The sequence below is a fragment of the Pseudomonas sp. SMN5 genome, assembly GCF_052041925.1.
Taxonomy (GTDB): domain Bacteria; phylum Pseudomonadota; class Gammaproteobacteria; order Pseudomonadales; family Pseudomonadaceae; genus Aquipseudomonas.
Window position 1 is genome coordinate 35,412 of sequence record NZ_JBKGGX010000030.1, and the last position, 22,746, is coordinate 58,157.

Genomic DNA, 22,746 nt, shown 5'->3' on the forward strand with positions numbered 1-22,746 from the left:
TTCGATCGGTTCTACGCGTTCGCCTTTTACCAGCCAAAACTCTACCTAGACTCTGAGTTGCCAGGAGGCGAGTAAGAGTCCAATGACGGACCGGTGGTCTCTCCTGCGCCTGATGCCAAGGAGAGAAAGCATGAGAATGGAAGTCAGCCGGCATGGCCCGTGGGGCTGTGCGTTGTTAGGCGTGCTGCTGGCGCCGTCCGCCGGTGCCGCCCCTTCGTTGTCACCGCAGATACCCTTCGATGTCACTGTCACCCAACCGGTCTCCCTGTCCAGTCTGCAAGCCAATTTCGATGACTTGTCGTGGCAGACCTTCATTGCCCTGAGCTGGCCGGCGACGGACACCGGCAATCCAGACACCGGCACCTCGATCGGCAAGCAGGACGCGGCGACCGTATGGGAAAGCTGGAAGGAGAGCTACCAGATTTTCCGTGCCAAGGGCCAGGCGCCGCTGCCCTGGGGCGACCCGGCGACCCTTCCCGAGGCCTGCAAGTCGCTCAAGCCTGGCCGTCTGTTGCAGCAGATGGGCAAGGTGCCCGATGTGCTGGATGAATTCATCCAGCCCTTCGAAAGCGGTCCGCTGGTGGATCAGAACGGCAGCTACACGCGCAACGAAATCGTGGTCAACCAATCGATGTTCAACGACATCGTCGACAACGGCTTGTACAGCATCGAAGGCCAGCAGGCGTTCTTTGCCGCGAAGCCGACCAACGGCGTGGCGTTCAGTTGTGGCATCGCCGAAAAGAAACAGGTTGGTGCGCTGATGGTCAAGGCGTCGTGGAAAGTGCTCGGCCCCAATGACCGGGCGCAGGATTTCCACACCGTCGATGCGCTGGTCTACACCCCGGGCAACAACGATCCGAGCCATGGGCCGATTGTCGAGGAATCGTGCAGGGCCGAGCCGGTGGGGCTGGTGGGCCTGCACATCGTGCATAAGACCAACAGTGCGGCACAGTGGGTCTGGTCGACTTTCGAGCATGTGAACAATGTGCCGGAAAAAACCACGCCCCTGGCCCAGCGCACGGGCCCGTATCTGTTCTACAACGCGGCCAGCAAAAGCGACATCAACCAACCGCCGCCACGCCCATGGAACCCGGCCGTGAAGGCGACGCCCTCGCAAATCTTGCGGGACATACCGCTGACCGACGCGACCAAAACCTTGAACGCCAGCTATCAGGCGCTGTTGCGTACGGTCAATCCTAAGAGCGTGTGGGCGAACTATCAGTTGATCAGCACTCAATGGCCGTCGGACCCACAACCGAACTGCCAGATTTCGGCCGCCAATCCCCTGGGCAAGCCGGCGCCCCTGTTCCTGGCCAACGCCACCCTGGAAACCTACATCCAGGGCACCACGCCGCAGGCGTCGTCCAGTTGCATGGCCTGTCACGGCAACGCCGCCACCCATGTCACCGAGTCCCCGCGTACCAGTTTCGCGGATTTCACCTATTTGCTCGAACGCGCACAGTCCACAGGCGCGACAAGGAGTCAGCCATGAGCAGTGATCTGGATAATTTCGTTGGCCTGTCATCGGCCCTGACCGGCATTCCCGCTGATCGGCTGGCGCCTGCCATCGACCAGGTGGGGTTGCCGCCAATCTTCCTCGAATTCATCACCCCGCGGATCACGCCTGATGTACTCAACGCGCTGCTGACCCAGTACGCCACGTTGGCGGCCGACCACGTACCGCCGGACCAGATTGCCCAGGCGGTGTTGATGAACGGGTCAAGGCCAGCCGTCACCCAGGCTGCCCAGGCGGCGCGCTCGATCATGAAACTCTGGCTGCTGGGTGTCTGGTATCAGCCTTATGCCACTGGGAATTTCAAGTCGACCGATTCGACGGTGGTGTCCGACCAGGCGTATATCCAGAGTTGGGCCTGGAAAATCGCCCAGGCTCACCCCATGGGCTACAGCGAGATGTTCTTCGGCTACTGGAACAGCCCGCCGCCCAGTCTTGAGGATTACACCGGGGTACCCGCGAACACGCAGCAAGGAGCCTCGTCATGAGCACTGAACAAGCCGAGGTGATCATCGTTGGCGCGGGGCTGGCCGGCAGCATCATCGCTTATCAATTGGGCATGGCCGGGATCGACGTGCTGGTGCTCGAATCCGGACCGGAAATCCCGGCCAACCGCGCCCAGTACCTGGAGCGTTTCTACACGACCACGTTGAAAACCCCGGAATCGCCGTATCCGCCGGTTTCGACCCTGGACACGCCGCGGGACCCGAGCCAGGAAAATGCCCCTCGGGCAACCATCGCCGACCTGATCCTCGGCTGGAACGATCCCAAGGTCAGCTACCTGGTCCAAAAAGGTCCGCTGCCCTTCAACAGCACCTACGAGCGGGTGGGCGGCGGGACGACCTGGCATTGGGTCGGGACATGCCTGCGCATGGTGCCGAACGACTTTCGCCTGAAGTCCAAGTATGGCGTCGGCGTGGACTGGCCCATTGGCTATGACGACCTGCAAAGCGCCTACTGCCGGGCCGAGGCGGAAATCGGTGTGTCGGCCAATGTCGCCGACCAGGCCTATCTGGGCATGACCTTTCCTGAGGGCTATGCCTTCCCGATGCACAGCATTCCCTTGTCGCTGGTCGATGGCAGTTTCGTCACGGCGGTGGCGGGGCAGACCTTCGACGGTCTGCCGCTGGTGGTCAGCCCGACGCCGGCCGGGCGCAACTCGCAACCTTATGCGGGGCGCCGGGTGTGCGCCGGCAATACCAACTGCACGCCGATCTGCCCGATCCAGGCCAAGTACGACGCGACCGTGACCATGAACAAGGCGTTGGAGACGGGCAAGGTCCGGGTGCTGTACCGGACGGTCGCCAGCAAGGTGACCGTCGGGGCGGACAGCAACATCAGTGGGGTGCAATTCATTCAGTATCAGCTGGGCGACGGCCCGGCCACCGGCACCGGCGTGGCCGTGGGGCAGCGATATGTGATCGCCGCCCATGCCATCGAAACTCCCAAGCTATTGCTCAATTCCACCACCACGGCCTGGCCCAAGGGCGTTGCCAACAGCAGCGGGCAGGTGGGGCGCGGCCTGTCCGATCACCCTATTTACCTGGCCTGGGGATTGATGCCCGAAGGCAAGACGATATTCCCCTACCGCGGCCCTCTGTCCACTGCGGGCATCGAGAGCCTGCGCGACGGTGACTTTCGTCACCAGCGGGCGGCGTGGCGCATCGAAATCGGCAACGAGGGCTGGAACTGGCCGGTGGGCGATCCCTATGTCACGGTGGCCGATTTCATCGACGGCGCGAATAACAGCAGCACTAATCCACTGCCCTCGAAACGGACGCCCCCGCCGCCCAATCAGGTTCTTTACGGAACGGCGCTGATTCAAAAACTCAATCTGTTGTTCACCCGCCAGTTCAGGATTGCGTTTCTGGTGGAGCAGGTGGAGGACGATCCTGATAACGCCACGTGCTACATCGTGCCGTCGGCCTATTACAAGGATCGGCTGGGCATTGCCCGGCCGGAAATCCACTATGACCTGTCCGAATACACCAAGAAGGGATTCCAGCAGGCCAAACGCTTGGCTACCCACATCATCGAGGATCTGCTCGGCGCGGCGGAACTGACCAAACCCCTCCCGCCCGGAACGTTCACCTATGACAATGAGCCCTACAGTTTCCAGGGTGCCGGGCACCTGATGGGCACCTATCGCATGGGGGACGATCCGACGAAATCGGTGGTCGACAAGTTCCAGCGCAGTTGGGACCACAAGAACCTGTTCCTGGTGGGCGACGGTGTTTTCCCCAGCACCGGGACCTCGAACCCGAGCCTGACGATTGCGGCGTTGTCGTTCCAGGCCGGGGATACACTGTCCAATGACCTGCGGGCCGTGACGATGCAAGTCGCGGCGAACAAGGCCTGGCAGGGCACCGGCGTGCAGCTCGGCGGGCCGGTGCCGCGCCTGGTGCGCTACGTCAGTGGGTTGTGGTGCGCCAGCCCGCAAGGCGGCAATGTGGATGGCAACGGTGGTTCGAGGCACATCGACTATGCCTCTTACGCGCTGCCCGGTGCTGCGGAAGGTGCGCTGGTCGGGCGTATCGGCAACAACGGCACGCCGTTTTTGGTCGGCGATCTGCGCCAGCTTCCGGAAAACCAGTCAGGGGAACTGCAACTGTGCATCAACGATGACCTGACCGGCGCTTATGGGAAGGGGCTGACCGACAACACCGGGGCGCTGACGGTGCGGGTCGAGTTCGGCACGGTGTGAAGCCCGGTAGGTAAAGGTCGGGCTCTTGTGGGATGTATGTGAGGCTGGCGACTGGCACCTGCCCTGTGGGAGCGGGCTTGCCCGCGAAGGCGTCTGATCGGCCGACATCGATGTTGACTGATCCACCGCTTTCGCGAGCAAGCCCGCTCCCACAAATGTGCCCTCAGACCGTCGAACGCACTCCGCGCAACGCCACCGGTCCGGCACGCTCTTCGATGGCGCGCTTGAGCTCGCCTCGCAGCCCCAGCAGGAATCCGGCTTCGACCACCACGAACAATGGCCCGACAATCAACCCGGTAAGGTCGTCGACGAACGCCGGTTTGCGGCCCTCGTAATAGTGCCCGACGAACTGGATCACCCAACCCACCACAAACATGCCCAGGCCGCTGCCAATCCATATCAAGGTGCTTTGCGCCGCCAGTACCTGGCCCAGCCAGACCGCCAGGCCCAGCAGCACCGTCATCAGAACGCCCAGGCGCAGCTCCAGGCGCAGGTAGAACCAGGCACTGGCCACCGCCGCCAGCAGCGCCGGCGAGACCAGGACCGCGCCCACTGGCCAGCCCGGGCGGGACAGCAATACCGCGACCGCGACGAAGATCAGCGGAATACCAATGAAATGGCTGGCGATGTTGCGGGGGTCGCGATGGTAGGCCGCGTATTGACTGAGATGATCAACGAGGTTTTTCATTGTTGTTCCTCCTGAGGTGATACCTGCATGATGCCCAGGTTCCACCAGGCGCTCTGTCAGTTAGCCGACACTTGTCCGGAGTTTCCATGAATTTTCATCCCTGGCAGGCACACCTGATGGCCGGTCACTGGTTCAGCCATTTGCCCGCCGAGCTACAGGATAGCCTGCTGGCAATGTCGCGGGTGCGCCGCCTGTTGCCCGGGCATCGGCTGTTCCAGCGCGGCGATCAACCCTGTGGGATGTATGCCGTGCTGGAGGGCGCGGTGCGGATCGGCGCGGTGAGCGAACAAGGCAAGGAGGCGCTGCTGAGTGTGGTGGAGGCGCCCCACTGGTTCGGCGAGATCTGCCTGTTCGATGGGCAACCGCGTACCCACGATGCAGTGGGTGTCGGCCAGTGCACACTGTTGCATCTGCCCCAGGCGCCGTTGTTGCAATTGCTGGAAACACAACCGGTGTACTGGCGGCACCTGGCGTTGCTGATGAGCCAGAAACTGCGCCTGGCCTTCATCAACCTCGAACACCAGAGCCTGATGCCCGCCCCGGCCCGCGTCGCCCACCGCCTGCTGCTGATTGCCGAAGGCTACGGCGAAATCGAACCGGCCCGGCGTGTCCTGCAACTGCCCCAGGAACAACTGGCGCTGATGCTTTCGCTGTCACGCCAGACCACCAACCAGATCCTCAAGGATTTCCAGGCCCAGGGCATTGTCCACCTGGGGTATGGCGAGATCGAAATCCTCGACATCAAGCGGTTGCGGGCGTTGAGCACGGCTTGAACCAGACAACCCAAAACCCGTGGCGAGGGAGCTTGCTCCCGCTCGGCTGCGTAGCAGTCGCAAAACCGACACATGCGGTCTGCCTGGAAAAATGCAGGGGCGTGCTTCGCAGGCCAGCGGGAGCGAGCTCCCTCGCCACGGTGGGGTTGTGTGGCACCGAATAGGGATCGACCCTGGTTTCCTGTGGGAGCGAGCGTGCTCCGGGCGGCGATCCGACAATGAAACGGTCCAGCTAGCGCACCCCATCGCGAAACTGCCCCGGCGTCATGCCGGTCCAGCGCTTGAATGCTCGGCTGAAGCTGCTGGTGTCGGCAAAACCCAGCAGGTAGCTGACTTCGCTCAGCGAGCAATTCGGGTCGCGCAGGTGCAGCAGCGCCAGGTTTTCCCTGCACTCATTGAGCAGCGCGTCGAAGCGGCAGCCTTCGTCGGCCAGGTGCCGTTGCAGGCTGCGCAGGCTCAGGTGCATAGCCTTGGCGATGTGCTCGGCGCTGGGTTCGCCTTCCGGGAGCTGGGCCTCGATGGCCGCACGCACCTTGCGCTCCCAGGTCAGCGGCTGGAGCTGGGCGAGGGTGCGCTTGAGCACCGTTTCGTTGTGTTCGGCCAGTTCCGGGTTGGCGTCGTCCAAATGCCGGTCGAAGTCATCGAGACCGAACTCCAGGTAATCCTGCTCGGCTGCAAAGTGCACCGGCGAACGGAACACTTTGTGCCACGGGCTGGGGTCCGCCGGCTCCGGGCGTCGCAGGTACACCGCCAATGGCGCATAGTCGCGGCCCAGCCGATTGCGACAGGTGCGCACGTAGATCGCGGCGAAGGCGTCGATGGCTTCGAAGGCTGGCGCCGGCCGGTCCTTGGGTGCGTCGAGCATGAAGCGGTAGCGGTCTTTGCCACGGCTCAATTGCAGCGTCAGCGCGTCACTGACCACCGGGTGATAACGCACGATCCGCTCGAACACTTCCCGCAGGCTGCCGCTGGCGACCAGGGCATAACCCAGCGCATGAAAGGTGGTGGGGCTGACGAAGCGCGAGACCCGCAACCCGATCGCCGGATCGCCGCTGGCCTGCACCGCCAGAGTCCACAGGCGCGTAGTGGCCGAGAGCGGATAGCGGGCGTTCGGGTCGTCCATCAACTGCGGGTCGAGGCCGGCCTCCACGCACAGGGCATGGCTGTCCACGCCCAGCGCATCCAGCTGTTTGCGCAGGGCTCGGGTCCAGCTGGCGAGAGAGGTCGGTTCCGTCATGACGATTGGCGCTTGCGGTCAACAGGTTGGCGTTTACGGCTACCACCCTGGGAGATCAGGCCCGGCAGGATGAGCGCGTCGATAACAGAGGATTTAAGCCATGCACGGCACTTGCGCAAGCCCCGAGCGATTGAATGCACAACAGCGATCCGCCCATATTCGCCAAGTGGTCCTGGCCCGGGGCGAACAATTGCGCCGGCGGTATCCGATCCTCAGGCACCAGGACGCCTTGGGGGCGGGCATCCTGGCGTTCGCCCTGGCCGGGATGATCGGTTCGGCGCTGCTCTACATCAATGGTCATCTGGCCGGTTGGGCGTGCCTGCTGCTCAACGCTTTCTTTGCGTCCCTGACCCATGAACTGGAACATGACCTGATCCATAGCATGTACTTTCGCAAGCAACGCCTGCCCCATAACCTGATGATGGGCCTGGTGTGGCTGGCGCGGCCGAGCACCATCAACCCGTGGATCCGCCGTCACTTGCACCTCAACCATCACAAGGTCTCCGGCAGCGAGGCCGACCTGGAGGAACGCGCCATTACCAACGGCGAGCCCTGGGGACTGGCGCGGTTGCTGATGGTCGGCGACAACGTGATGTCGGCGCTCATCCGGTTGTTGCGGGCCAGGACCTGGGCGCACAAGCGCAGCATTCTCAAGCGCACCCTCAAGGTGTATTTCCCGCTGGCGTTGCTGCACTGGGGCGCCTGGTATGTGTTCCTCGGTTTTCACGGTGCCAATGGCATCGCCGGGTTGCTCGGCACGTCGATTGATTGGTCGACGAACACCCTGGCGGTGATGCAGGTGATCGACATCGCCGTGGTGGTGATCATCGGCCCGAACGTGCTGCGGACCTTCTGCCTGCATTTCATCAGCTCGAACATGCACTACTACGGCGACATCGAACCGGGCAATGTCATTCAGCAGACCCAGGTGCTCAACCCATGGTGGTTATGGCCGTTGCAGGCGTTCTGCTTCAACTTCGGCAGCAGCCACGGGATCCATCATTTCGTGGTGAAGGAGCCGTTCTACATTCGTCAATTGACGGTACCTGTGGCCCACAAGGTGATGCGTGAGATGGGCGTGCGCTTCAATGATTTCGGCACTTTTGGCCGGGCGAACCGGTTTGTGGGCGAGGGGCAGGCGATGCCGGAAGGGGCTGGCGTAGCCCGAGGTCGATGAGCCGGCGTTCGTGGCGAGGGCGCTTGTTCCCTCGCCACGAACGGGTTGCGATCAGAACTGATAGCTCACGGTGGCCGCCACATTGCGCTCTTCGCCCATGTAGCAATAACTCAAGCTGGCGCACGAGGCGATGTAGCTTTCGTTCGTCAGGTTGTTCGCGTTCAGGCGAACGTCGACGCCTTTCAAGCCGACCTTGCCCAGGTCATACCCCACCGAGGCATCGAACAGTGTGTAGGACGGCACCTTCATGGTGTTCTCCGCGTCCGCCCAGCTATAGCCGACGTAACGCACGCCGCCGCCCAGGCGCAGACCATCGAGCGCGCCGCTGTCGAACTTGTAGTCGGCCCAGACCGAGGCCATGTGACGCGGCGCCTGGGTCGGTGAGTTGCCCTTGTTTTCAATGATATCGGTGGTGGTGCTCAGGGTGCTGATCATCGATTTCGAATACTCGATATCGGTGAAGGTGTAGCTGCCCAGTAATTTCAATTGTTCGCTCAGTTGCAGGTGCGCCTCCAGTTCCAGGCCTTGGGAGCGCACGGCCCCGACGGCGCGATAGAAGTTTTCCTGGGGCAGCTTGGTCGCCAGGTTCTCCTGGTCGATGCGGAACAGCGAGGCCGTGTACAGGTCGTCGGTGCCCGGTGGCTGGTACTTCAGGCCCAGTTCCCACTGCTTGCCGTCGGTGGGTGCCAGCGGGTTGCCGGCGGCGTCGGCGTAGGAGTTGGGGTTGAACGACTCGGAGTAGCTGATGTACGGCGCCAGGCCGTTGTCGAACAGGTACAGGGCGCCGGCGCGACCGGTGAGCTTGGTGCGCTTGTCGCTGATCTCGGTGCCTTGCGGGCGACCGGCTTCGGCGATGCGGTTTTCGTCGGACGTTTCGACCCAGTCCTGCCGCAGGCCCAGAGAGAAGCGCCATTGGTCCATCTCGATCAGGTCTTGCAGGTAGACGCCGGTCTGCTCCAGGCGCCGCAGGTAGCTGGTGGGGCTGTAATAGGTGATGGCCGAGTTGCCGTAGACCGGGTCGAAGGCATTGATCGGCGCAAGGCTGCCACTGGTCCAATCGACCACCGTCTTGCGCCGTTGATAGTCGGCGCCCATCAGCACGGTGTGCTTGGTCGCGCCGGTAAAGAACTCGGCTTGCAGCATGTTATCGATAATGAAAGCGTGGAGCTTTTCTTCGGCGCCGGTGTAATAGCGGTTCAGCTCATTGCTGGTGGGGGTGGTCCAATCGTAGGCGTAGACCTGGTCGTTCTTGACCGCCGAATCCAGGTAGCGGAAGTTCTGTCGGGCCGTGAAGACATCGTTGAAGCGGTGTTCGAACTGGTAGCCGAACGACTGCTGGTCACGTTCATACCCGTCGATGCCGGGCTCGCCTTCGAAGAAGTGTTCGGAAATGCGCCGGCCATTGCGCGAGTGCAACGTGCCGGCCGCCGGCATGCCACCGTGATAGCCGCCATCGGGGTCATGTTGCAGATAAGCCTGGAGCGTCAGCGAGGTATCTTCGCTGAAGTCGATGTTCACCGTGGGCGCGAGGGCGAAGCGCTTTTCCTTGTTGTGGTCGAACTGGGTGTCGGAGGTGTCCGCCAGGCCGATCAAGCGATAGGTGATGCGTTTGTCATCATCCACCGGCCCTGTGAAGTCGAAACCCATGCCGCGCTGGCCTTGGGTGCCGACCGTGGCCTGGATCTGGCGATAGGCCTCGTACAAGGGTTTTTTGCTGGTGAGCGCCACCAGGCCACCCGGAGAACTGCGGCCATAGAGCACCGACGACGGACCCTTGAGGATATCGACCCGCTCCAGGAAGTACGGGTCGACCTGAATCGAGCTGTAGGTCCCGCTGTCCCCCATGGACTTGAGGCCGTCGAGGTAGATGTTGTCCACCGAGCCGTCGTTGAAGCCGCGCATCGCCACGTAGTCGTAGCGGTGGGTCGCGCCGTAGGGGTTGGTCAGTACACCAGGGGTATAGCGCATGGCCTGGGACACGGTTTGCGCGCCTTGGTCGTCCATTTGCTCGCGGGTGACCACGGACACGCTTTGCGAGGTTTCCCGTAGCGCGGTGCTGGTTTTGGTGGCGACCTGGCTGTGGGTGGCGTTGTAGCCCTCCATGCTGCCCAGGGCGTTACCGAGTGCAAAACCCCGGATGTCGGTGGCCGCCAGCTCCAGGCTGTTGCTCGCGGGTGCGGTTTGCAGCACGTAACTGTTGCCGTCCTGGCTCACGGCTTCCAGTCCCGAGCCGCTGAGCAGGTGGCTCAGGGCCTGGTCAGGTGAATAATCGCCCTTGAGCCCCGGTGACTGGACACCACGGGTTTGTTCCGGAGTGCTGGCCAGGGTGATGCCGGCCTGGCGGGCGAATTGATTCAGAACCTCGCTCAGCGGGCCGGCGGCGATGTTGTAGCTCTGACGGCTGGCCGTCACGCCATTGTCTGCGGCAACCACCCACGCCGGGATGGCGCCGACACCCAGCACGGTGGAGAACAGCGCCGCGTGGACCGCCTGGCGTAGCCGGCCCGGTTGCGCGTATGTGATGCGGGAATTGTTGTGAGGTGAGCGCTCAGTCATTGTAGGTTCCGTTGGAGTCGCTGAAGGCAGATAAGCGTTGCTTACTGTCCTAGCCGGACATCGGCCTGAAACCCGCCAAAAAAAATCACGCCAGGCGTTCCACCGTGACCCACCATCGGGTGCGATAGCGAATCCGCACCGCGAGCGTGCGAGGCAGGATGGCCAGCAATTTGTCGGTGTCCTCCAGGCGAAACACCCCCGACAAGCGCAGGTCGGCGATGGCTGCCGCGCATTTCAGATAACCCTGACGGTAGCGGCCTACCTCATTGAGGAAGTCCTGCAGACGCATGTTGCGGGTGACGATCAGCCCGTCCACCCAGGCGTCGGCATCCATGTCCAGGGAGGGCGACAGCGTCGCGGTCGACGAAGTGACCCGATAGCTTTGCCCCGCCGTCACCTGGATGGGCGCGCCGTTGCTGCCGGGATGGGAGCGGATCGCCACGCTGCCACTGGTAACGCTCAAGCGCGTGCAGTCGCTGTCCTGGCGCACGACAAAACGTCCTTCGAGCCCTTCGAACAGGCCATGTCGGCTTTGGACCCGCAGCGGGCGCCCCGGGTCGCGGTGGCAGGTGAGCATGATTTCACCCCGGACCAAGGTAATCAGACGCTGTTCGGCGCTGAAATCCAGGTCGGCGGCGCTGTGAGTATTGAGTTCAAGCCGCGTGCCGTCCGGCAATTGGAAGCCGCGTCGTTCACCCGTGGCAGTGGCGAAATCGGCGTTCCACGTTTGCCAGCCCAGGTCTTTGCCCAGCCAGGCAGCACCGCCCACCAAAACAACGCCCGACAAGAGTTTCAGGGCCTGGCGACGACCGAGGCGCTGGGCACTGTTTTCCAAGGTGTCGAGGGCGATGTGGGCACCGGGCACGGCCCGCAGGTTCGCACTCAGTTCGCTGTGCAGCGATTGCACTCGCTGCCAGGCCAGTTCGTGCTCAGGGTGCGCCGCGCGCCATAGGTCGCACTGTCGCCGCAGCGTCGGGGCGCTGGCATGATTGCGCAAGCGCAGCAACCAGTGGATCGCTTGCCTGACCACCTGCTGCGACGGGCGACTGGGATGGGCCTGAGGGTTTTCCAACGGCTCAGCTTTCATAGCGCAGCACATAACAGTGGTACAGCGCATCGGCGACATAGCGTTCCACCGACCGCAACGAGATGCCCATCTGTTCGGCAATCTGTTTATAGGTCAGTCCTTCGCACTGAGCCAGCAGGAAGGCCTTGCGTACTTTCGGCTTGAGGCCTTCGAGCATCCGCGCAATGGCTTCGAGCAATTCCAGAATCAGGGCTTGTGCTTCCGCCCCCGGGGTTTCGGCCTCCGGGAGATGAGCGATGGTTTCCAGATAAGCGCGTTTGATTTCTTCGCGCCGCCAGTGATCGATCACCAGGCCTTGGGCGATGGTCCGCAGAAAAGCCCGTGGGGCTTTGAGCTCCAGGCGTTCGCTGCGCTGCAGCAATCGGACAAAGGTGTCCTGCGCGAGGTCTGCGGCATCGGCGGCATTGCCCAATCGAGTGCGCAGCCAGGTGTTGAGCCAGCCGTGGTGATTGCTGTAGAGCGTCTGTACTGCTAGCTGGGGAGATGACATGAACACGACGGCCTGGGTATCACAAATGATAATAGGTCGCATTGTCATCATGCCCCGGTGAATTTGCAACCACCGTCGGACTGCCGTGTCCTCTTGTCGCCTGTTTCTTTTAACGACTAATTTTTTTCAGTGGCTTGCCGACAGCTTGGTGAGCGTGCACCAAAGTGGAGCGAGGTCAAAAGCCCCGTCTACGCTTTACCTGCAACCGCAACCGGAATGCACCCCCACTCCTGCATAAGAAGCCCCATCGATGAATCTGAAGTTCAGTCACAAAATCCTCCTGGCCGCCTCTGGTGTCGTGGTCCTGGCGTTTGCCCTGTTCACGCTCTACAACGACTATTTGCAGCGCAGCACCATCGGCAGCAGCCTCGAATCTTCCATCGAGCAGTCCGGTGACCTGACAGCCAGCAGTATCCAGAACTGGATGAGTGGCCGCGTGCTGGTGCTGGAAAACCTTGGCCAGAACATCGCACACCAGGGCGCCAATGCGGATCTGGCGGGGCTGGTGGATCAGCCGGCGCTGACTTCTAACTTTCAATTCACCTATGTGGGCCAGGCCAACGGGACGTTCACCCAGCGCCCGGACGCCAAGATGCCTGACGGCTACGACCCGCGTCAGCGACCCTGGTACAAACAGGCCGTGAGCATTGACAAGACTATGCTGACCCCGCCCTATTCGGCGGCCGTCGGCGGTCTGGTGGTGACCATTGCCTTGCCGGTCAAGAAGAACGGCGAACTGCTCGGTGTCGTGGGCGGTGACCTGAGCCTGGAAACCCTGGTGAAAATCATCAACTCGGTGGACTTCGGTGGGATTGGCCATGCGTTCCTGGTCAGCGGCGACGGTCAGGTGATCGTCAGCCCGGACAAAGACCAGGTGATGAAGAACCTCAAGGACATCTACCCCAACACGCCGGTGCGCATCGCCAAGGGCATCCAGGAAGTCGAGCTGAACGGGCAGGATCGGATCCTTTCGTTCACCCCGGTGACCGGCCTGCCGAACGCCGAATGGTATATCGGCCTGTCCATCGACAAGGCCAAGGCCTACGCGCCGCTGAGCCAGTTCCGTACGTCCGCGCTGATCGCGATGTTCATTGCGGTGGCTGCCATTGCATTGCTGTTGAGTATGCTGATTCAGGTGCTGATGCGTCCGCTGACCACCATGGGCCGCGCCATGCAGGACATCGCCCAGGGCGAAGGCGACCTGACCCGGCGCCTGGTGGTGCAGGGCAAGGACGAGTTCGCGGTGCTGGGCGGCTCGTTCAACCAGTTCGTGGAGCGGATCCACGCGTCGATTTGCGAAGTGTCTTCCGCCACCCGGCAGGTGCATGACCTGTCGCAGCGGGTGATGACCTCATCCAACGCTTCGCTGGTCGATTCGGATGAGCAGAGCGCGCGGACCAACAGTGTGGCGGCGGCCATCAACCAACTGGGCGCAGCGACCCAGGAAATCGCCCGCAATGCCGCCGACGCTTCGCAACACGCCAGTGGCGCCAGCGAGCAGGCCGATGACGGTCGTCAGGTGGTGGAGAAAACCATCCAGGCCATGACCGAGCTGTCGCAGAAGATCAGCCTGTCGTGCACCCAGATCGAAACCCTGAACGCCAGCACCGACAACATCGGGCATATCCTGGACGTGATCAAGGGTATTTCCCAGCAGACCAACCTGCTGGCCCTCAACGCGGCGATCGAAGCGGCCCGCGCCGGTGAGGCCGGGCGTGGTTTTGCGGTGGTGGCCGATGAAGTGCGCAACCTGGCGCATCGTACCCAGGAGTCGGCGGAAGAAATCCACAAGATGATCACCTCGCTGCAGGTCGGTTCGCGCGAGGCGGTGACCACCATGAACGCCAGCCAGGTTTCCAGCGAAGAAAGCGTGGAAGTGGCGAACCAGGCCGGCCTGCGGCTGGTCAGCGTGACCCAACGCATCGGCGAGATCGACGGCATGAACCAGTCCGTGGCGGCAGCGACCGAAGAACAGACCGCCGTGGTGGAAACCCTCAACATGGACGTCAGCCACATCAACCTGCTGAACCAGCAAAGCGTCGCCAACCTCAATGAAACCTTGAAGGATTGCGACGCCCTGTCACAACAGGCCAAACGGCTGAAGCAGTTGGTGGATAGCTTCAAGATCTGAACCTCACGAAAGCGGTCAGTCAGCCAGCATCACTGCAAGCTGAACGACCGCTTTCGCGAGCAAGCCCGCTCCCACAGGGGACTGGTGGTGCTCCCGGATCTCGAGTCCAACCTGGAACCCATTGTGGGAGCGGGCTTGCTCGCGAAGGCGTCCGTCCAGCCACCATCGCCATCAACTGACCCACCGCCATCGCGAGCAGGCTCGCTCCCACAGGGGACTGGTGATGCTCCCGGATCTCGAGTCCACCGGTGAACCTTTGTGGGAGCGAGCCTGCTCGCGATGGCGTCAGCCCAGGCCACATCTCTATCAGCTGACCGACCGTCATCGTCGGATCGCCGCCCGGAGCAAGCCCGCTCCCACAGGGATTGGGGATGGTCAGGTGAACATCGCCTGTACGTTCCCCATCGCCTCGTCGGCGAAGCCTTGCAGGAAGTCTCTGAAGCCTGACGGGGTGTGGGCGTCGGTGTGGTCGGCGATGATGGTCCAGGTGGCGCGGCAGCGGTTGGCGGCCAGGGGTTCGACGCGCATTGCCGCCCACAGGTTGTCGATGCCCAGGGTGTTGTAGATCAGGGTCCAGGTCATGTGCATGGCCTGGTCGTCACGGCTGTTGAGCTGTTCCACCACCAGGTTTTGTCCATCGGCGAAGAATTTCTTGCGCAGCGACCGCACGCCCTCGCCGGTCATTTCGATGCGCTCAAGGGCCGGGATGAAGCGGTTGAATCCGCCAAAGTCGCCCACCAGTTCCCAGGCACGAGCAGCATCGGTCGATATCTCCACCGAGGTTTCGACCTGGCAGGCGTGGGGGTTCTTGATCAGGGTATCGGGTTGAAAGGTACTCATGGTCTTGCTCCTTGCTTTGCGGTTGAGGTGCTTCAAATGAAGTCGATGGCTTTGAGGTAGTCGGCGCCGCGACGCAGCAGGGCCGGGGATTTTTCCGGGTAGCGGGCACCCATCTGCCGGACCCCGGTGCGGGCGTTGTCGTGGCGGATCAGCGAGATATCGCCGATGTCCTCCTCGAACCCGTTGAGGTAAAACCCCAGCACGCCAAACAGCGCGTTGTCGGCATCGACCCGGCCCAACTGCCGTTGCCAGTCGGCGACGCTCACCAGGGAAAACTCCCGGCCGCTTTCACGGAACGACGCGACATAGGCGTCCCAACTCAGGGGTTCGGGGTTGTGCAGGTTGAACACCGCCTGTGTCGGCTGGTAGCGGCTGGCATGGAAGGCAATGAAACGGGCGAGGAAATCCACCGGCATCAAGTCGAAATTGAGCGACAGGTCCGGCACCTGGCCAAGCTGGATCGAGCCCTTGAGCATCAGCATCAAACGGTTCTTGTGGGGCTGGCAGACCCCGGTCAGGCTGTTGAAACTGATGTTGCCGGGGCGGAACAGGTTGACCCACACCCCACGTTCCCGTGCCCGCTGCAGGATCCGCTCGCCCACCCATTTGGACAGGTTGTAGCCGTTCTTGATGTAGATCGGCGGCGTTGGCGCGGCGGGTTGTTCCAGCACCTGCCCATCGGCATCCAGGGCACTGGACGCCGACAGCGTGGAGACGAAGTTGAAGATTTTCTTGGTGCGCCCTTCACACAAACGCAGGCATTCGAAGATCGGCTCCACGTTATCCCCCGCCAGGGACTCGTAGTCGAGCACGTGGTTGACGTGGGCGGCGTTGTGCACCAGTGCGCCGAAGGTACTGTCGATGCGGGCGTAGATCTCGTCCGGCAAACCCAGTTGAGGCTGGGTGATATCGGCGGCATAGACGCTGACCCGATTCAGGTCCAGCTGAGTCAGGCGGTTGTCCTGCAGGGCCTGGGAAAACCGCTCTGCCGCGCTTTGCCCGCCGGATGCGCGTACCAGGCATGCGACTTCGGTGGCCCCCCAGGCCAGCAGCGCTTCGACGATGTGCACCCCGAGAAAACTGTTCGCACCGGTCACCACCACTTTGTGCACATCGCCGCACTGGCTGATGGGCAGCGGCTCGATATTGAGCGGCGCCTGCGCATCGATAAAGGCTTGGGGGCTCAACACCGGGGCATTGTCTTGCTCCGGGCCGTCGAGCAACTTCGCCAGGGTCAGCAACGTGGGTGCCTCGATGAAGCGATTGATCGACAGGCTGCGCCCGAAGCTCTGGCGCAGGCTCAGCAGCAGTTGCGACAGCAGGATCGAATGCCCACCGAGATTAAAAAAACTTTCGTCGGTGGCGATGTCTTCCGGCGGCAACTCCAGCAGCTCCGCCCAGAGGGTTTGCAGTTGGGTTTCCAGCGGGGTTTGCGGCTGGCGTCGCTGGCTGGCGCTGTGCATCTGCACCGCAGTCTCCAGCAAAGCCCGGCGATCGACTTTGCCATTGCTGGTGTAAGGCAGGCTGGGCAACTCGACGTAGGCCGCGGGGTGCATGTAGCTGGGCAGGGTCTTCTGCACGTGCTCGCGCAGGGCCTGAAGGGCAGCCTGTTGCTGCGGATGAACCAGGAACGCCAGGATCCGCCGACGTTCGTCCACGCCCACCGCCACCTGGCGAAACAATTGGCTTTCGCGCAGGCAATGCTCGATCTCTTCGGGCTCGACCCGGAAACCACGGATCTTCACCTGGTTGTCGCGCCGCCCGCTCAGCTCGATGCCGTTATCCGTCCACTGGCCGATGTCGCCGGTGCGATAGACCCGCAACGCCTGCCCGTCGGGTAGCGTCAGGTCGAGATAGCGGCGGGCGCTGAGCAACGGGTCGTTCAGATAACCCAGGCCAACACCCGGCCCAGCGATGTACAACTCGCCGGGTATGCCCTGGGGCACCGGTTGCAGTTGTTCGTCGAGGATGAGCACCCGGCAATTGGCGATGGGCACGCCGAGGTTGCGGTTGTTGTCGCCGACGCCGAACTGCCGGGTGGTCGCCAGCACTGTGGTTTCGGTCGGGCCGTAGATGTTGTGGAACTGGCACTGTGGCGCGAGCCGCTCGATCACGAATGGCTCGCAGACATCGCCGCCGGTGATCAGGTGCGTCAGGCCCAGCGGTTTTTCCAGCGGCATGACGCTGAGCAGCGCCGGCGGCAGAAAGGCGTGGGTGATCTGCTGCTGGTGAATCAGCGCGACCAGTTGCTGTGGATCGCGGCGCTGGTCTTCATCGGGCGCCACCAGCAGGGCGCCGTGGATGAAGGTCGGCAGGATATCCAGCAGCGACGCGTCAAAGTTGATGGTGGAAAACTGCAGTGCCCGGCTGTCGCGCCGCAAGCCGACGTAGTCGCCGTACCAGGCGCAGAAATGACTCAGGTTGCGATGGCTGAGCAGCACGCCTTTGGGCTGGCCGGTAGTGCCGGAGGTGTAGATCGCCACCGCCGGCTCGTCGATCTCCACGGTGCGGCGGATCAACGAGGCCGGAATATCCGGTGTGGTTGCAGGCAGTCGACGCACATCCAGGGTCGGCAGCGAAAGAGTGCCCAAGTCGCTGGTGCCATCGTGCACCAACAGGCTGGCCTTGGCGTTCTCCAGGATAAAGCGCCGGCGTTGCGCCGGATGTTGCGGGTCCAGCGGCAGGTACACCGCCCCGCAACCTAGTACCGCCAGGATAGCCGCATACAACGGCGCGGATTTGGGCAGGCACACCGCAATCACCGGTCGAGAACTGGGCCTGTGGGAGCCGGGCTCGCCCGCGATGAACGATGACTCGGTCTGGTTGGGTAGCGCTGTGTCTGCATCGCGGGCGAGCCTTGCTCCCACCAGCGTCGCTTCCACTGAGCCGACGCGTTCCAGCTGCCCCAACACCGCTTGCTGCACCCTGAGCGCCAGGCGGCGCAGGGATTTGTAATCGACAAATTGCCCATCGACCCACAGGGCCGGGCGCTTCGCGTCATCGAGCATGCGCTGTTCGATGCTGTGCATCACCGGTACCTGGGCGGCGGCCAGCAGCCAGGGCACGGCTGGCCGATTGAGACGATGCTCGAACGCCAGCGGCTCCAGCGCATCGAGCGCCAGCAACGGGGTATCGACAGGCTCGGCTTGCATCGCAAGCGCTTGATCGAAGCAGCTATCGTCCCGTGACAACTGGCTGACCAGCCGCGCGCCGCTCTCGACCACCGCGGCCACGACCCGCAGGCGCAACGACTGACCATTGCCGTCGTTTTGGGTGGCGATGAGCTCTTGGGCCAGCAGGTGCTGTGCGGCGTTGCGCAAAATCACTATCGGTTGTGGCAAACGCTCGCCAGGCACGCTGCGCAGTGCCACGCGTATCTCAAGGCGGGAACGGGCTTCAATGGCGCAGGCAACCGTGCCGTCATCGATCACCAGGTCGACGGCCGGGTTGATCGGCGATTGGAGGCCCACGACAACGTGGCCATGCAGTTCAAGCTCCCGGGCCAGTTCGGCGATCGCCTGGCTGGTGCCAGGCACTGCAATTTCGAGGCGTCTCATTGAAAGCTCCTCATGGGGTCAGGTAGTCGGCGAGGGCGTCGCGTACGCAAGGGGAGGCGAGCATGGAGCTGCCGCGGAAGAAACGCATGATGTTGCCCACCAGGGGATGGAAGCGATTGATCGGGTAGGCCAGCGCACTGGCGTCCTCACGCAGCGCCTGGCGCACCGATTCGTCGACCGGCAGGTGGGCGATCAACTCGAAGTCGAACGCCTGTTGCAGATCGCTCGCCAGGTACTGGGCGATGAATCCGGGCATCAAGCGCGCAATCGCCTCACGATCCGCTTCGGGCGCGCTGCGCCAGTACATCTGCACCAGCCGCGTCCAGAATCCGGAGTGCCGCCCTTCGTCGAGCAGATGGTCGGCCATCAGGCCCTTGATCGACGCCTTGACCGAGTCGTCCCGAGCGAAGGCCGCCACTTCGTTGGTCACGGTGTTCTCGGCGATGGCGATGCAGATCAGCTCCACCGCGCTGAGCAAATGCTCTGGCGTGCGTGCCAGGGTCGCCGGTATCGCCCGGCTGAGTTCGATCTGTTGCGGCAACGGGATTGGCTCGATGCCGGTCATGTCGATGGTCTGCTGCATGAAATCCATCGCCACCAGGGCGTGATAATCCTCGTCCACCACCACCGTCATTGCGTCGTAGCGGCAGGCGAACGGGAACTCGATGCCGAAGCGGTTCTTGGCGATGCGGCGGGCGGTGTGGTCCACCAGTTCGGTCTCGAAAATCACCACGTCGTTGATGAACTTGTAGAGGCTTTGCACCAGGGCAAAATCGCGCAGCTGCGGGCAGTGCGTGAGGAACGTCTGGCTGTGCACCATGGGCTGGCGGCTCATGGGGAAGATCAGCTTGTCGTCATCCTCGACCCGGCGCCGTGGCCGGGTGCGGATGGTGGCGCGGCTTTCCCATGTGTCGGCGAAAGACTGGTAGGGGATGGCGTTCATGGCATCACCTGCGCGACGGGTTGAGTCATGCTCTGACGCAGGCCATCCCACAGCGCTGCGCGGCTGTGCACGGCAGCGAGGGCCGCAGCGAGTACTTCGGCTTCGCGCTGCGGGTCGCCATCGATCAGCCGGGCCAGCAGTTTCTCCGCCGCCGGGCCGTGGTCTTCGGAATCGACCTCGATGTGCCGCTGCAGGTAGTAGCGAAAGGTCGGCGCCTGGTCCAGGCCAATGCCCCAGGCGTCCAGCATGCGCTGGAACATCTGCGGGATGACGCTCTCGCGACCGTGCACGAATGCGGCGGCGACGCTGTGGGCCGGTGCGTGCAGGGCGGTGTGCAGGGTCTGGCGAACGAAGCGCGCCGCGGCTGGCTCGACCTCGACACTGTCCAGCGCGGTCTCGGGGCTGACGCCCTCTTGCTGTAAGGTGATGAACTGCTCGATGGCACGGGTGTCCGCACCCACCTCGCGCATCGCGTCCAGGTACAGTTCGAAGTGGCTGCAATAGCCTGCGCCGGGACGATCATCGGACTCTTCGCCGAGCACGATTTCATTGATCAGGCGTGCCGCATGCGGGTCGGCTGGCGGCAGCCAGGGCAGGTGCACACAGGTGAGTTCGCGTTGCAGGCGCTTGGTCAGGGACATGAAGTCCCATACGGCAAACACGTGGCTTTCCATGAAACGGCGTAACAGATCAATTGATGTTATTTCGGAAAAAACCGGGTGTTGGCCTAGTTCGTGTTTTTTCAAAAATAGTTGTTCTTTGGTTGGCTGCATTGGAACGTCCTCATCAATGATTTTTTGTTCGGAAAGTTGCCCGTTCTTGATCGGGGCGAACGGGCGCCTGAACCGAAGTCCATAAATTTTCCAGAATGAATCAGCTGTTCGCTTGGGTAGCGGGTGTCGGTCTGTAGCGCTTGGATACAGGGCTTCATCGGCGGCGAGTGCGCTCGATAACAATTCGACGCATAAAAAACTAATACACAAAACAAGTAGGCGGCAAGTGGATTTTTAATTATTTAAATCGCAACTTTTATTAGGTGCGAAGTTGCTTATTAAAACTTGTCTGATAAGTTTTATTCGGGCGAAGAAGCTCCTTCCGATTTATAAGTATCAGAATCGAACAGTACGAGTGAATGCCTCACTCGGAGCACTTCAAGGGACTGGGGAATCAGGACATTTATGTTTTAGGGGAGACGTCGGTCGGACCTCCGAACATCCCGCCGGTTGGACGACGCTCCTTGCGTGTTGGCTTCGATTCGCCTGGTAGCATCCAGGCGCTGACTTCTTCAGGTCTGTTTTTTTATCGACAAACGCAAGAGTGAGCCCAAATCGATGGCAGTGCCATGGACCTGAGTGAACGCCGAATCGCGGTCACGGCCGGGCCGCGCCAGGGAGGCGAGAAAGGGCTGGGAAGGATGTGTAAGAAGTTTTTACGCCGACCGGATCGTCGGCGTGCGCTCAACGATTCGATTGCTGTTCCAGATACCGGCGCATGGTGACCGAGGCTTTTTCCAGATGCAGTTCCAACAAGCCAACGGCCTTGTCGATGTCTTTGTCCGCAGTAGCCTGGAGCAGGGCGCGATGATCGTCTTGACTCAACTTGCCCAGGCCCATGGAGGACAGGTGAAAGCGCAGGAAACGCTCTTCTTCGTTGAGTTCGCGTTCGATCAGGTCCAGCAGCTTGCTATTGGGTGCTCTGTGATAAAGCGACATATGGAACAGCCGGTTGAGCTTGCCAATTTCGGCGTGTTCGGTTTGCGCTTCCAGTTGTTCGATGTAGCGGGCGGCCTGCGTCAGGTCATCGGCATCGAGCAGCGGGATCGACAAGCGCAGGGCGAAGGATTCCAGGACCGTTCGTAGCTGGTACGTTTCCACGGCATTGTTGGTGATCAGCGGAGCGACCACGGCACCCTTGTGCTGGACCACGTTTAACAATGACTGGGCCTCGAGCTGGCGCAATGCCTCGCGCACCGGCATGCGGCTCACCCCGAACAGGTCGGCCAGTTCCTGCTGGCGCAGGGCAGTACCGCTAGGCAGGCGTCCATCGAGGATGGCCTCGCGCAGCGCCCCTTCAATGATCGAACGTGCTTGATCGGCCGCAATGGGCCCATCGACCTGGATAGTGCTGAGCGGCTTAGGCTTCTGTGTCACGACAACGCACCTTGGCTGAACATCCTGGATTGGATCCATGCCAACATTAGTGACAGATGACCCGGTCGTCAAAATCTCGCGGGTCCGGTTCCTGAACTAGAGTTTAGCGTGCCTTCGGTGATTGCACCTTGCCATTGTCTTTTCCCGGGCCAGGCTTCACCATCCAACGAATTTCCAACGGCCCCTTTTGGACGTACTTCCCTTGGCTGCACCTTACCCTGTCTTCAGGTCCTTGCGTTGGCTGTGTTCAGCATTATTGCTGGCCGGACTCATGCTGGGCGGGTTGCGGGCGGACTGGGATTTCGGGCAGATCAGCCGGCGGGCGCAAGCCTTGTACGGGCCGCTGGGCGAAGGGCAGCAACGGATCGACGCCTGGCAACAGCTGTTGGCGACTCGCAAACAGCTCCCGGAACTGGAGCAGCTCAAGGTGGTGAACCTGTTCTTCAACAAGCAGGTGCGCTACGTGGAAGACATCGACCTGTGGCATGAGGTCGATTACTGGGAAACCCCGATCCAGGCCTTGTGGAAGGGCGCCGGGGATTGCGAAGACTACGCCATCGCCAAGTACTTCAGCCTGCGCCATCTCGGGGTGTCCAGTGACAAGCTGCGCATTACCTACGTCAAGGCGTTGCGACAGAACCGGGCGCATATGGTGCTCACTTACTATGCCACGCCCGAGGCGATGCCCCTGGTACTCGACAGCCTGATCGACGGCATCCTGCCGGCCAGCCAGCGGACCGACCTGCTGCCGGTCTACTCTTTCAATGCCGAAGGGCTGTGGCTTCCGGGCGCCAAGGGCAACAAGAAAGTCGGTGATACCAAGCGCCTGTCCCGGTGGCAGGATGTGTTGAAAAAAATGCAGGCCGAAGGTTTTCCGGTCGAGACGACTAACTAGGAGCA

17 protein-coding genes are annotated in these 22,746 nt (G+C 62.1%); 7 read left to right on the top strand and 10 right to left on the bottom strand.

Going from position 1 to position 22,746, the window contains the following annotated elements; genetic code table 11:
• Window positions 1-130: 130 nt before the first annotated feature.
• From ACLEJR_RS23540 to ACLEJR_RS23550, 3 genes are read left to right on the top strand one after another with little or no spacing between them, the layout of a single operon-like run.
• Window positions 131-1,492, top strand: a complete 1,362-nt coding sequence (locus ACLEJR_RS23540) for a cytochrome C (protein ID WP_440816857.1) — start codon at window positions 131-133, stop codon at window positions 1,490-1,492.
• Window positions 1,489-2,001: a sorbitol dehydrogenase gene (locus ACLEJR_RS23545; protein ID WP_440799011.1), complete on the top strand. Its 513-nt coding sequence runs from the start codon at window positions 1,489-1,491 to the stop codon at window positions 1,999-2,001. Before ACLEJR_RS23540 ends, ACLEJR_RS23545 begins: the two co-directional genes overlap by 4 nt.
• Entirely contained in the window at window positions 1,998-4,217 is a 2,220-nt protein-coding gene (locus ACLEJR_RS23550) for a GMC oxidoreductase (RefSeq protein ID WP_440816858.1), read from the top strand. The genes ACLEJR_RS23545 and ACLEJR_RS23550 overlap by 4 nt, the downstream gene beginning before the upstream one ends.
• 163 nt (window positions 4,218-4,380) lie before the next feature.
• Here the strand turns inward: ACLEJR_RS23550 and ACLEJR_RS23555 are convergent, their stop codons facing one another.
• Entirely contained in the window at window positions 4,381-4,905 is a 525-nt protein-coding gene (locus ACLEJR_RS23555; protein ID WP_440816861.1) for an Mpo1 family 2-hydroxy fatty acid dioxygenase, read from the bottom strand.
• Window positions 4,906-4,991: 86 nt separating this feature from the next.
• Here ACLEJR_RS23555 and ACLEJR_RS23560 point away from each other — a divergent pair, with 86 nt between their 5' ends.
• Window positions 4,992-5,678: a Crp/Fnr family transcriptional regulator gene (locus tag ACLEJR_RS23560; protein WP_440816863.1), complete on the top strand. Its 687-nt coding sequence runs from the start codon at window positions 4,992-4,994 to the stop codon at window positions 5,676-5,678.
• Between the two features lie 232 nt (window positions 5,679-5,910).
• On the opposite strand, the gene ACLEJR_RS23565 is transcribed toward ACLEJR_RS23560, so the two are convergent.
• On the bottom strand, window positions 5,911-6,915 hold the full coding sequence (locus ACLEJR_RS23565) for an AraC family transcriptional regulator (RefSeq protein ID WP_440799019.1): 1,005 nt from the start codon (window positions 6,913-6,915) through the stop codon (window positions 5,911-5,913).
• 100 nt (window positions 6,916-7,015) lie between these two features.
• Here ACLEJR_RS23565 and ACLEJR_RS23570 point away from each other — a divergent pair, with 100 nt between their 5' ends.
• Entirely contained in the window at window positions 7,016-8,092 is a 1,077-nt protein-coding gene (locus ACLEJR_RS23570) for a fatty acid desaturase (RefSeq protein WP_440816864.1), read from the top strand.
• Between the two features lie 51 nt (window positions 8,093-8,143).
• Here the strand turns inward: ACLEJR_RS23570 and ACLEJR_RS23575 are convergent, their stop codons facing one another.
• From ACLEJR_RS23575 to ACLEJR_RS23585, 3 genes are all read right to left on the bottom strand, one after another.
• Window positions 8,144-10,648 carry a TonB-dependent siderophore receptor gene (locus tag ACLEJR_RS23575; RefSeq protein WP_440816867.1) on the bottom strand — a complete coding sequence of 835 codons (2,505 nt, stop codon included), beginning with the start codon at window positions 10,646-10,648 and terminating at the stop codon, window positions 8,144-8,146.
• 85 nt (window positions 10,649-10,733) lie between these two features.
• A complete protein-coding gene (locus ACLEJR_RS23580) occupies window positions 10,734-11,735 on the bottom strand; it encodes a FecR domain-containing protein (protein ID WP_440816869.1) in 1,002 nt (333 codons plus the stop codon).
• A complete protein-coding gene (locus ACLEJR_RS23585; protein ID WP_440816871.1) occupies window positions 11,725-12,225 on the bottom strand; it encodes a sigma-70 family RNA polymerase sigma factor in 501 nt (166 codons plus the stop codon). The genes ACLEJR_RS23580 and ACLEJR_RS23585 overlap by 11 nt, the downstream gene beginning before the upstream one ends.
• Before the next feature lie 250 nt (window positions 12,226-12,475).
• On the opposite strand from ACLEJR_RS23585, the gene ACLEJR_RS23590 reads away from it, so the two are divergent.
• Window positions 12,476-14,356 carry a methyl-accepting chemotaxis protein gene (locus ACLEJR_RS23590; protein ID WP_440816872.1) on the top strand — a complete coding sequence of 627 codons (1,881 nt, stop codon included), beginning with the start codon at window positions 12,476-12,478 and terminating at the stop codon, window positions 14,354-14,356.
• 375 nt (window positions 14,357-14,731) lie between these two features.
• On the opposite strand, the gene ACLEJR_RS23595 is transcribed toward ACLEJR_RS23590, so the two are convergent.
• The 5 genes from ACLEJR_RS23595 to ACLEJR_RS23615 form a co-directional block, all read right to left on the bottom strand.
• Window positions 14,732-15,196 carry an SRPBCC family protein gene (locus tag ACLEJR_RS23595; protein WP_440799031.1) on the bottom strand — a complete coding sequence of 155 codons (465 nt, stop codon included), beginning with the start codon at window positions 15,194-15,196 and terminating at the stop codon, window positions 14,732-14,734.
• Window positions 15,197-15,228: 32 nt separating this feature from the next.
• Window positions 15,229-18,753: an amino acid adenylation domain-containing protein gene (locus ACLEJR_RS23600; protein WP_440816874.1), complete on the bottom strand. Its 3,525-nt coding sequence runs from the start codon at window positions 18,751-18,753 to the stop codon at window positions 15,229-15,231.
• A gap of 10 nt (window positions 18,754-18,763) precedes the next feature.
• Window positions 18,764-19,696 carry a diiron oxygenase gene (locus ACLEJR_RS23605; RefSeq protein WP_440816876.1) on the bottom strand — a complete coding sequence of 311 codons (933 nt, stop codon included), beginning with the start codon at window positions 19,694-19,696 and terminating at the stop codon, window positions 18,764-18,766.
• Window positions 19,693-20,469, bottom strand: a complete 777-nt coding sequence (locus tag ACLEJR_RS23610) for a DUF3050 domain-containing protein (protein WP_440799037.1) — start codon at window positions 20,467-20,469, stop codon at window positions 19,693-19,695. Before ACLEJR_RS23610 ends, ACLEJR_RS23605 begins: the two co-directional genes overlap by 4 nt.
• 684 nt (window positions 20,470-21,153) lie before the next feature.
• The gene (locus tag ACLEJR_RS23615; protein WP_440799039.1) at window positions 21,154-21,846 is read right to left on the bottom strand and encodes a GntR family transcriptional regulator; all 693 of its coding nucleotides are present in this window, start codon (window positions 21,844-21,846) and stop codon (window positions 21,154-21,156) included.
• 202 nt (window positions 21,847-22,048) lie between these two features.
• On the opposite strand from ACLEJR_RS23615, the gene lapG reads away from it, so the two are divergent.
• Complete coding sequence (gene lapG, locus ACLEJR_RS23620) at window positions 22,049-22,741, top strand: cysteine protease LapG (RefSeq protein ID WP_440799041.1); 693 nt, start codon at window positions 22,049-22,051, stop codon at window positions 22,739-22,741.
• Window positions 22,742-22,746: the final 5 nt, after the last annotated feature.

Bases quoted from the DNA above. Each gene is read 5' to 3' on its own strand.
- ACLEJR_RS23575 (WP_440816867.1), bottom strand. From the start codon at position 10,648: ATGACTGAGCGCTCACCTCACAACAATTCCCGCATCACATACGCGCAA.
- ACLEJR_RS23565 (WP_440799019.1), bottom strand. From the start codon at position 6,915: ATGACGGAACCGACCTCTCTCGCCAGCTGGACCCGAGCCCTGCGCAAA.
- ACLEJR_RS23600 (WP_440816874.1), bottom strand. From the start codon at position 18,753: ATGAGACGCCTCGAAATTGCAGTGCCTGGCACCAGCCAGGCGATCGCC.
- ACLEJR_RS23610 (WP_440799037.1), bottom strand. From the start codon at position 20,469: ATGCAGCCAACCAAAGAACAACTATTTTTGAAAAAACACGAACTAGGC.
- ACLEJR_RS23560 (WP_440816863.1), top strand. From the start codon at position 4,992: ATGAATTTTCATCCCTGGCAGGCACACCTGATGGCCGGTCACTGGTTC.
- ACLEJR_RS23605 (WP_440816876.1), bottom strand. From the start codon at position 19,696: ATGAACGCCATCCCCTACCAGTCTTTCGCCGACACATGGGAAAGCCGC.
- ACLEJR_RS23570 (WP_440816864.1), top strand. From the start codon at position 7,016: ATGCACGGCACTTGCGCAAGCCCCGAGCGATTGAATGCACAACAGCGA.
- ACLEJR_RS23545 (WP_440799011.1), top strand. From the start codon at position 1,489: ATGAGCAGTGATCTGGATAATTTCGTTGGCCTGTCATCGGCCCTGACC.
- ACLEJR_RS23580 (WP_440816869.1), bottom strand. From the start codon at position 11,735: ATGAAAGCTGAGCCGTTGGAAAACCCTCAGGCCCATCCCAGTCGCCCG.
- ACLEJR_RS23540 (WP_440816857.1), top strand. From the start codon at position 131: ATGAGAATGGAAGTCAGCCGGCATGGCCCGTGGGGCTGTGCGTTGTTA.
- ACLEJR_RS23590 (WP_440816872.1), top strand. From the start codon at position 12,476: ATGAATCTGAAGTTCAGTCACAAAATCCTCCTGGCCGCCTCTGGTGTC.
- ACLEJR_RS23550 (WP_440816858.1), top strand. From the start codon at position 1,998: ATGAGCACTGAACAAGCCGAGGTGATCATCGTTGGCGCGGGGCTGGCC.
- ACLEJR_RS23585 (WP_440816871.1), bottom strand. From the start codon at position 12,225: ATGTCATCTCCCCAGCTAGCAGTACAGACGCTCTACAGCAATCACCAC.
- ACLEJR_RS23595 (WP_440799031.1), bottom strand. From the start codon at position 15,196: ATGAGTACCTTTCAACCCGATACCCTGATCAAGAACCCCCACGCCTGC.
- ACLEJR_RS23555 (WP_440816861.1), bottom strand. From the start codon at position 4,905: ATGAAAAACCTCGTTGATCATCTCAGTCAATACGCGGCCTACCATCGC.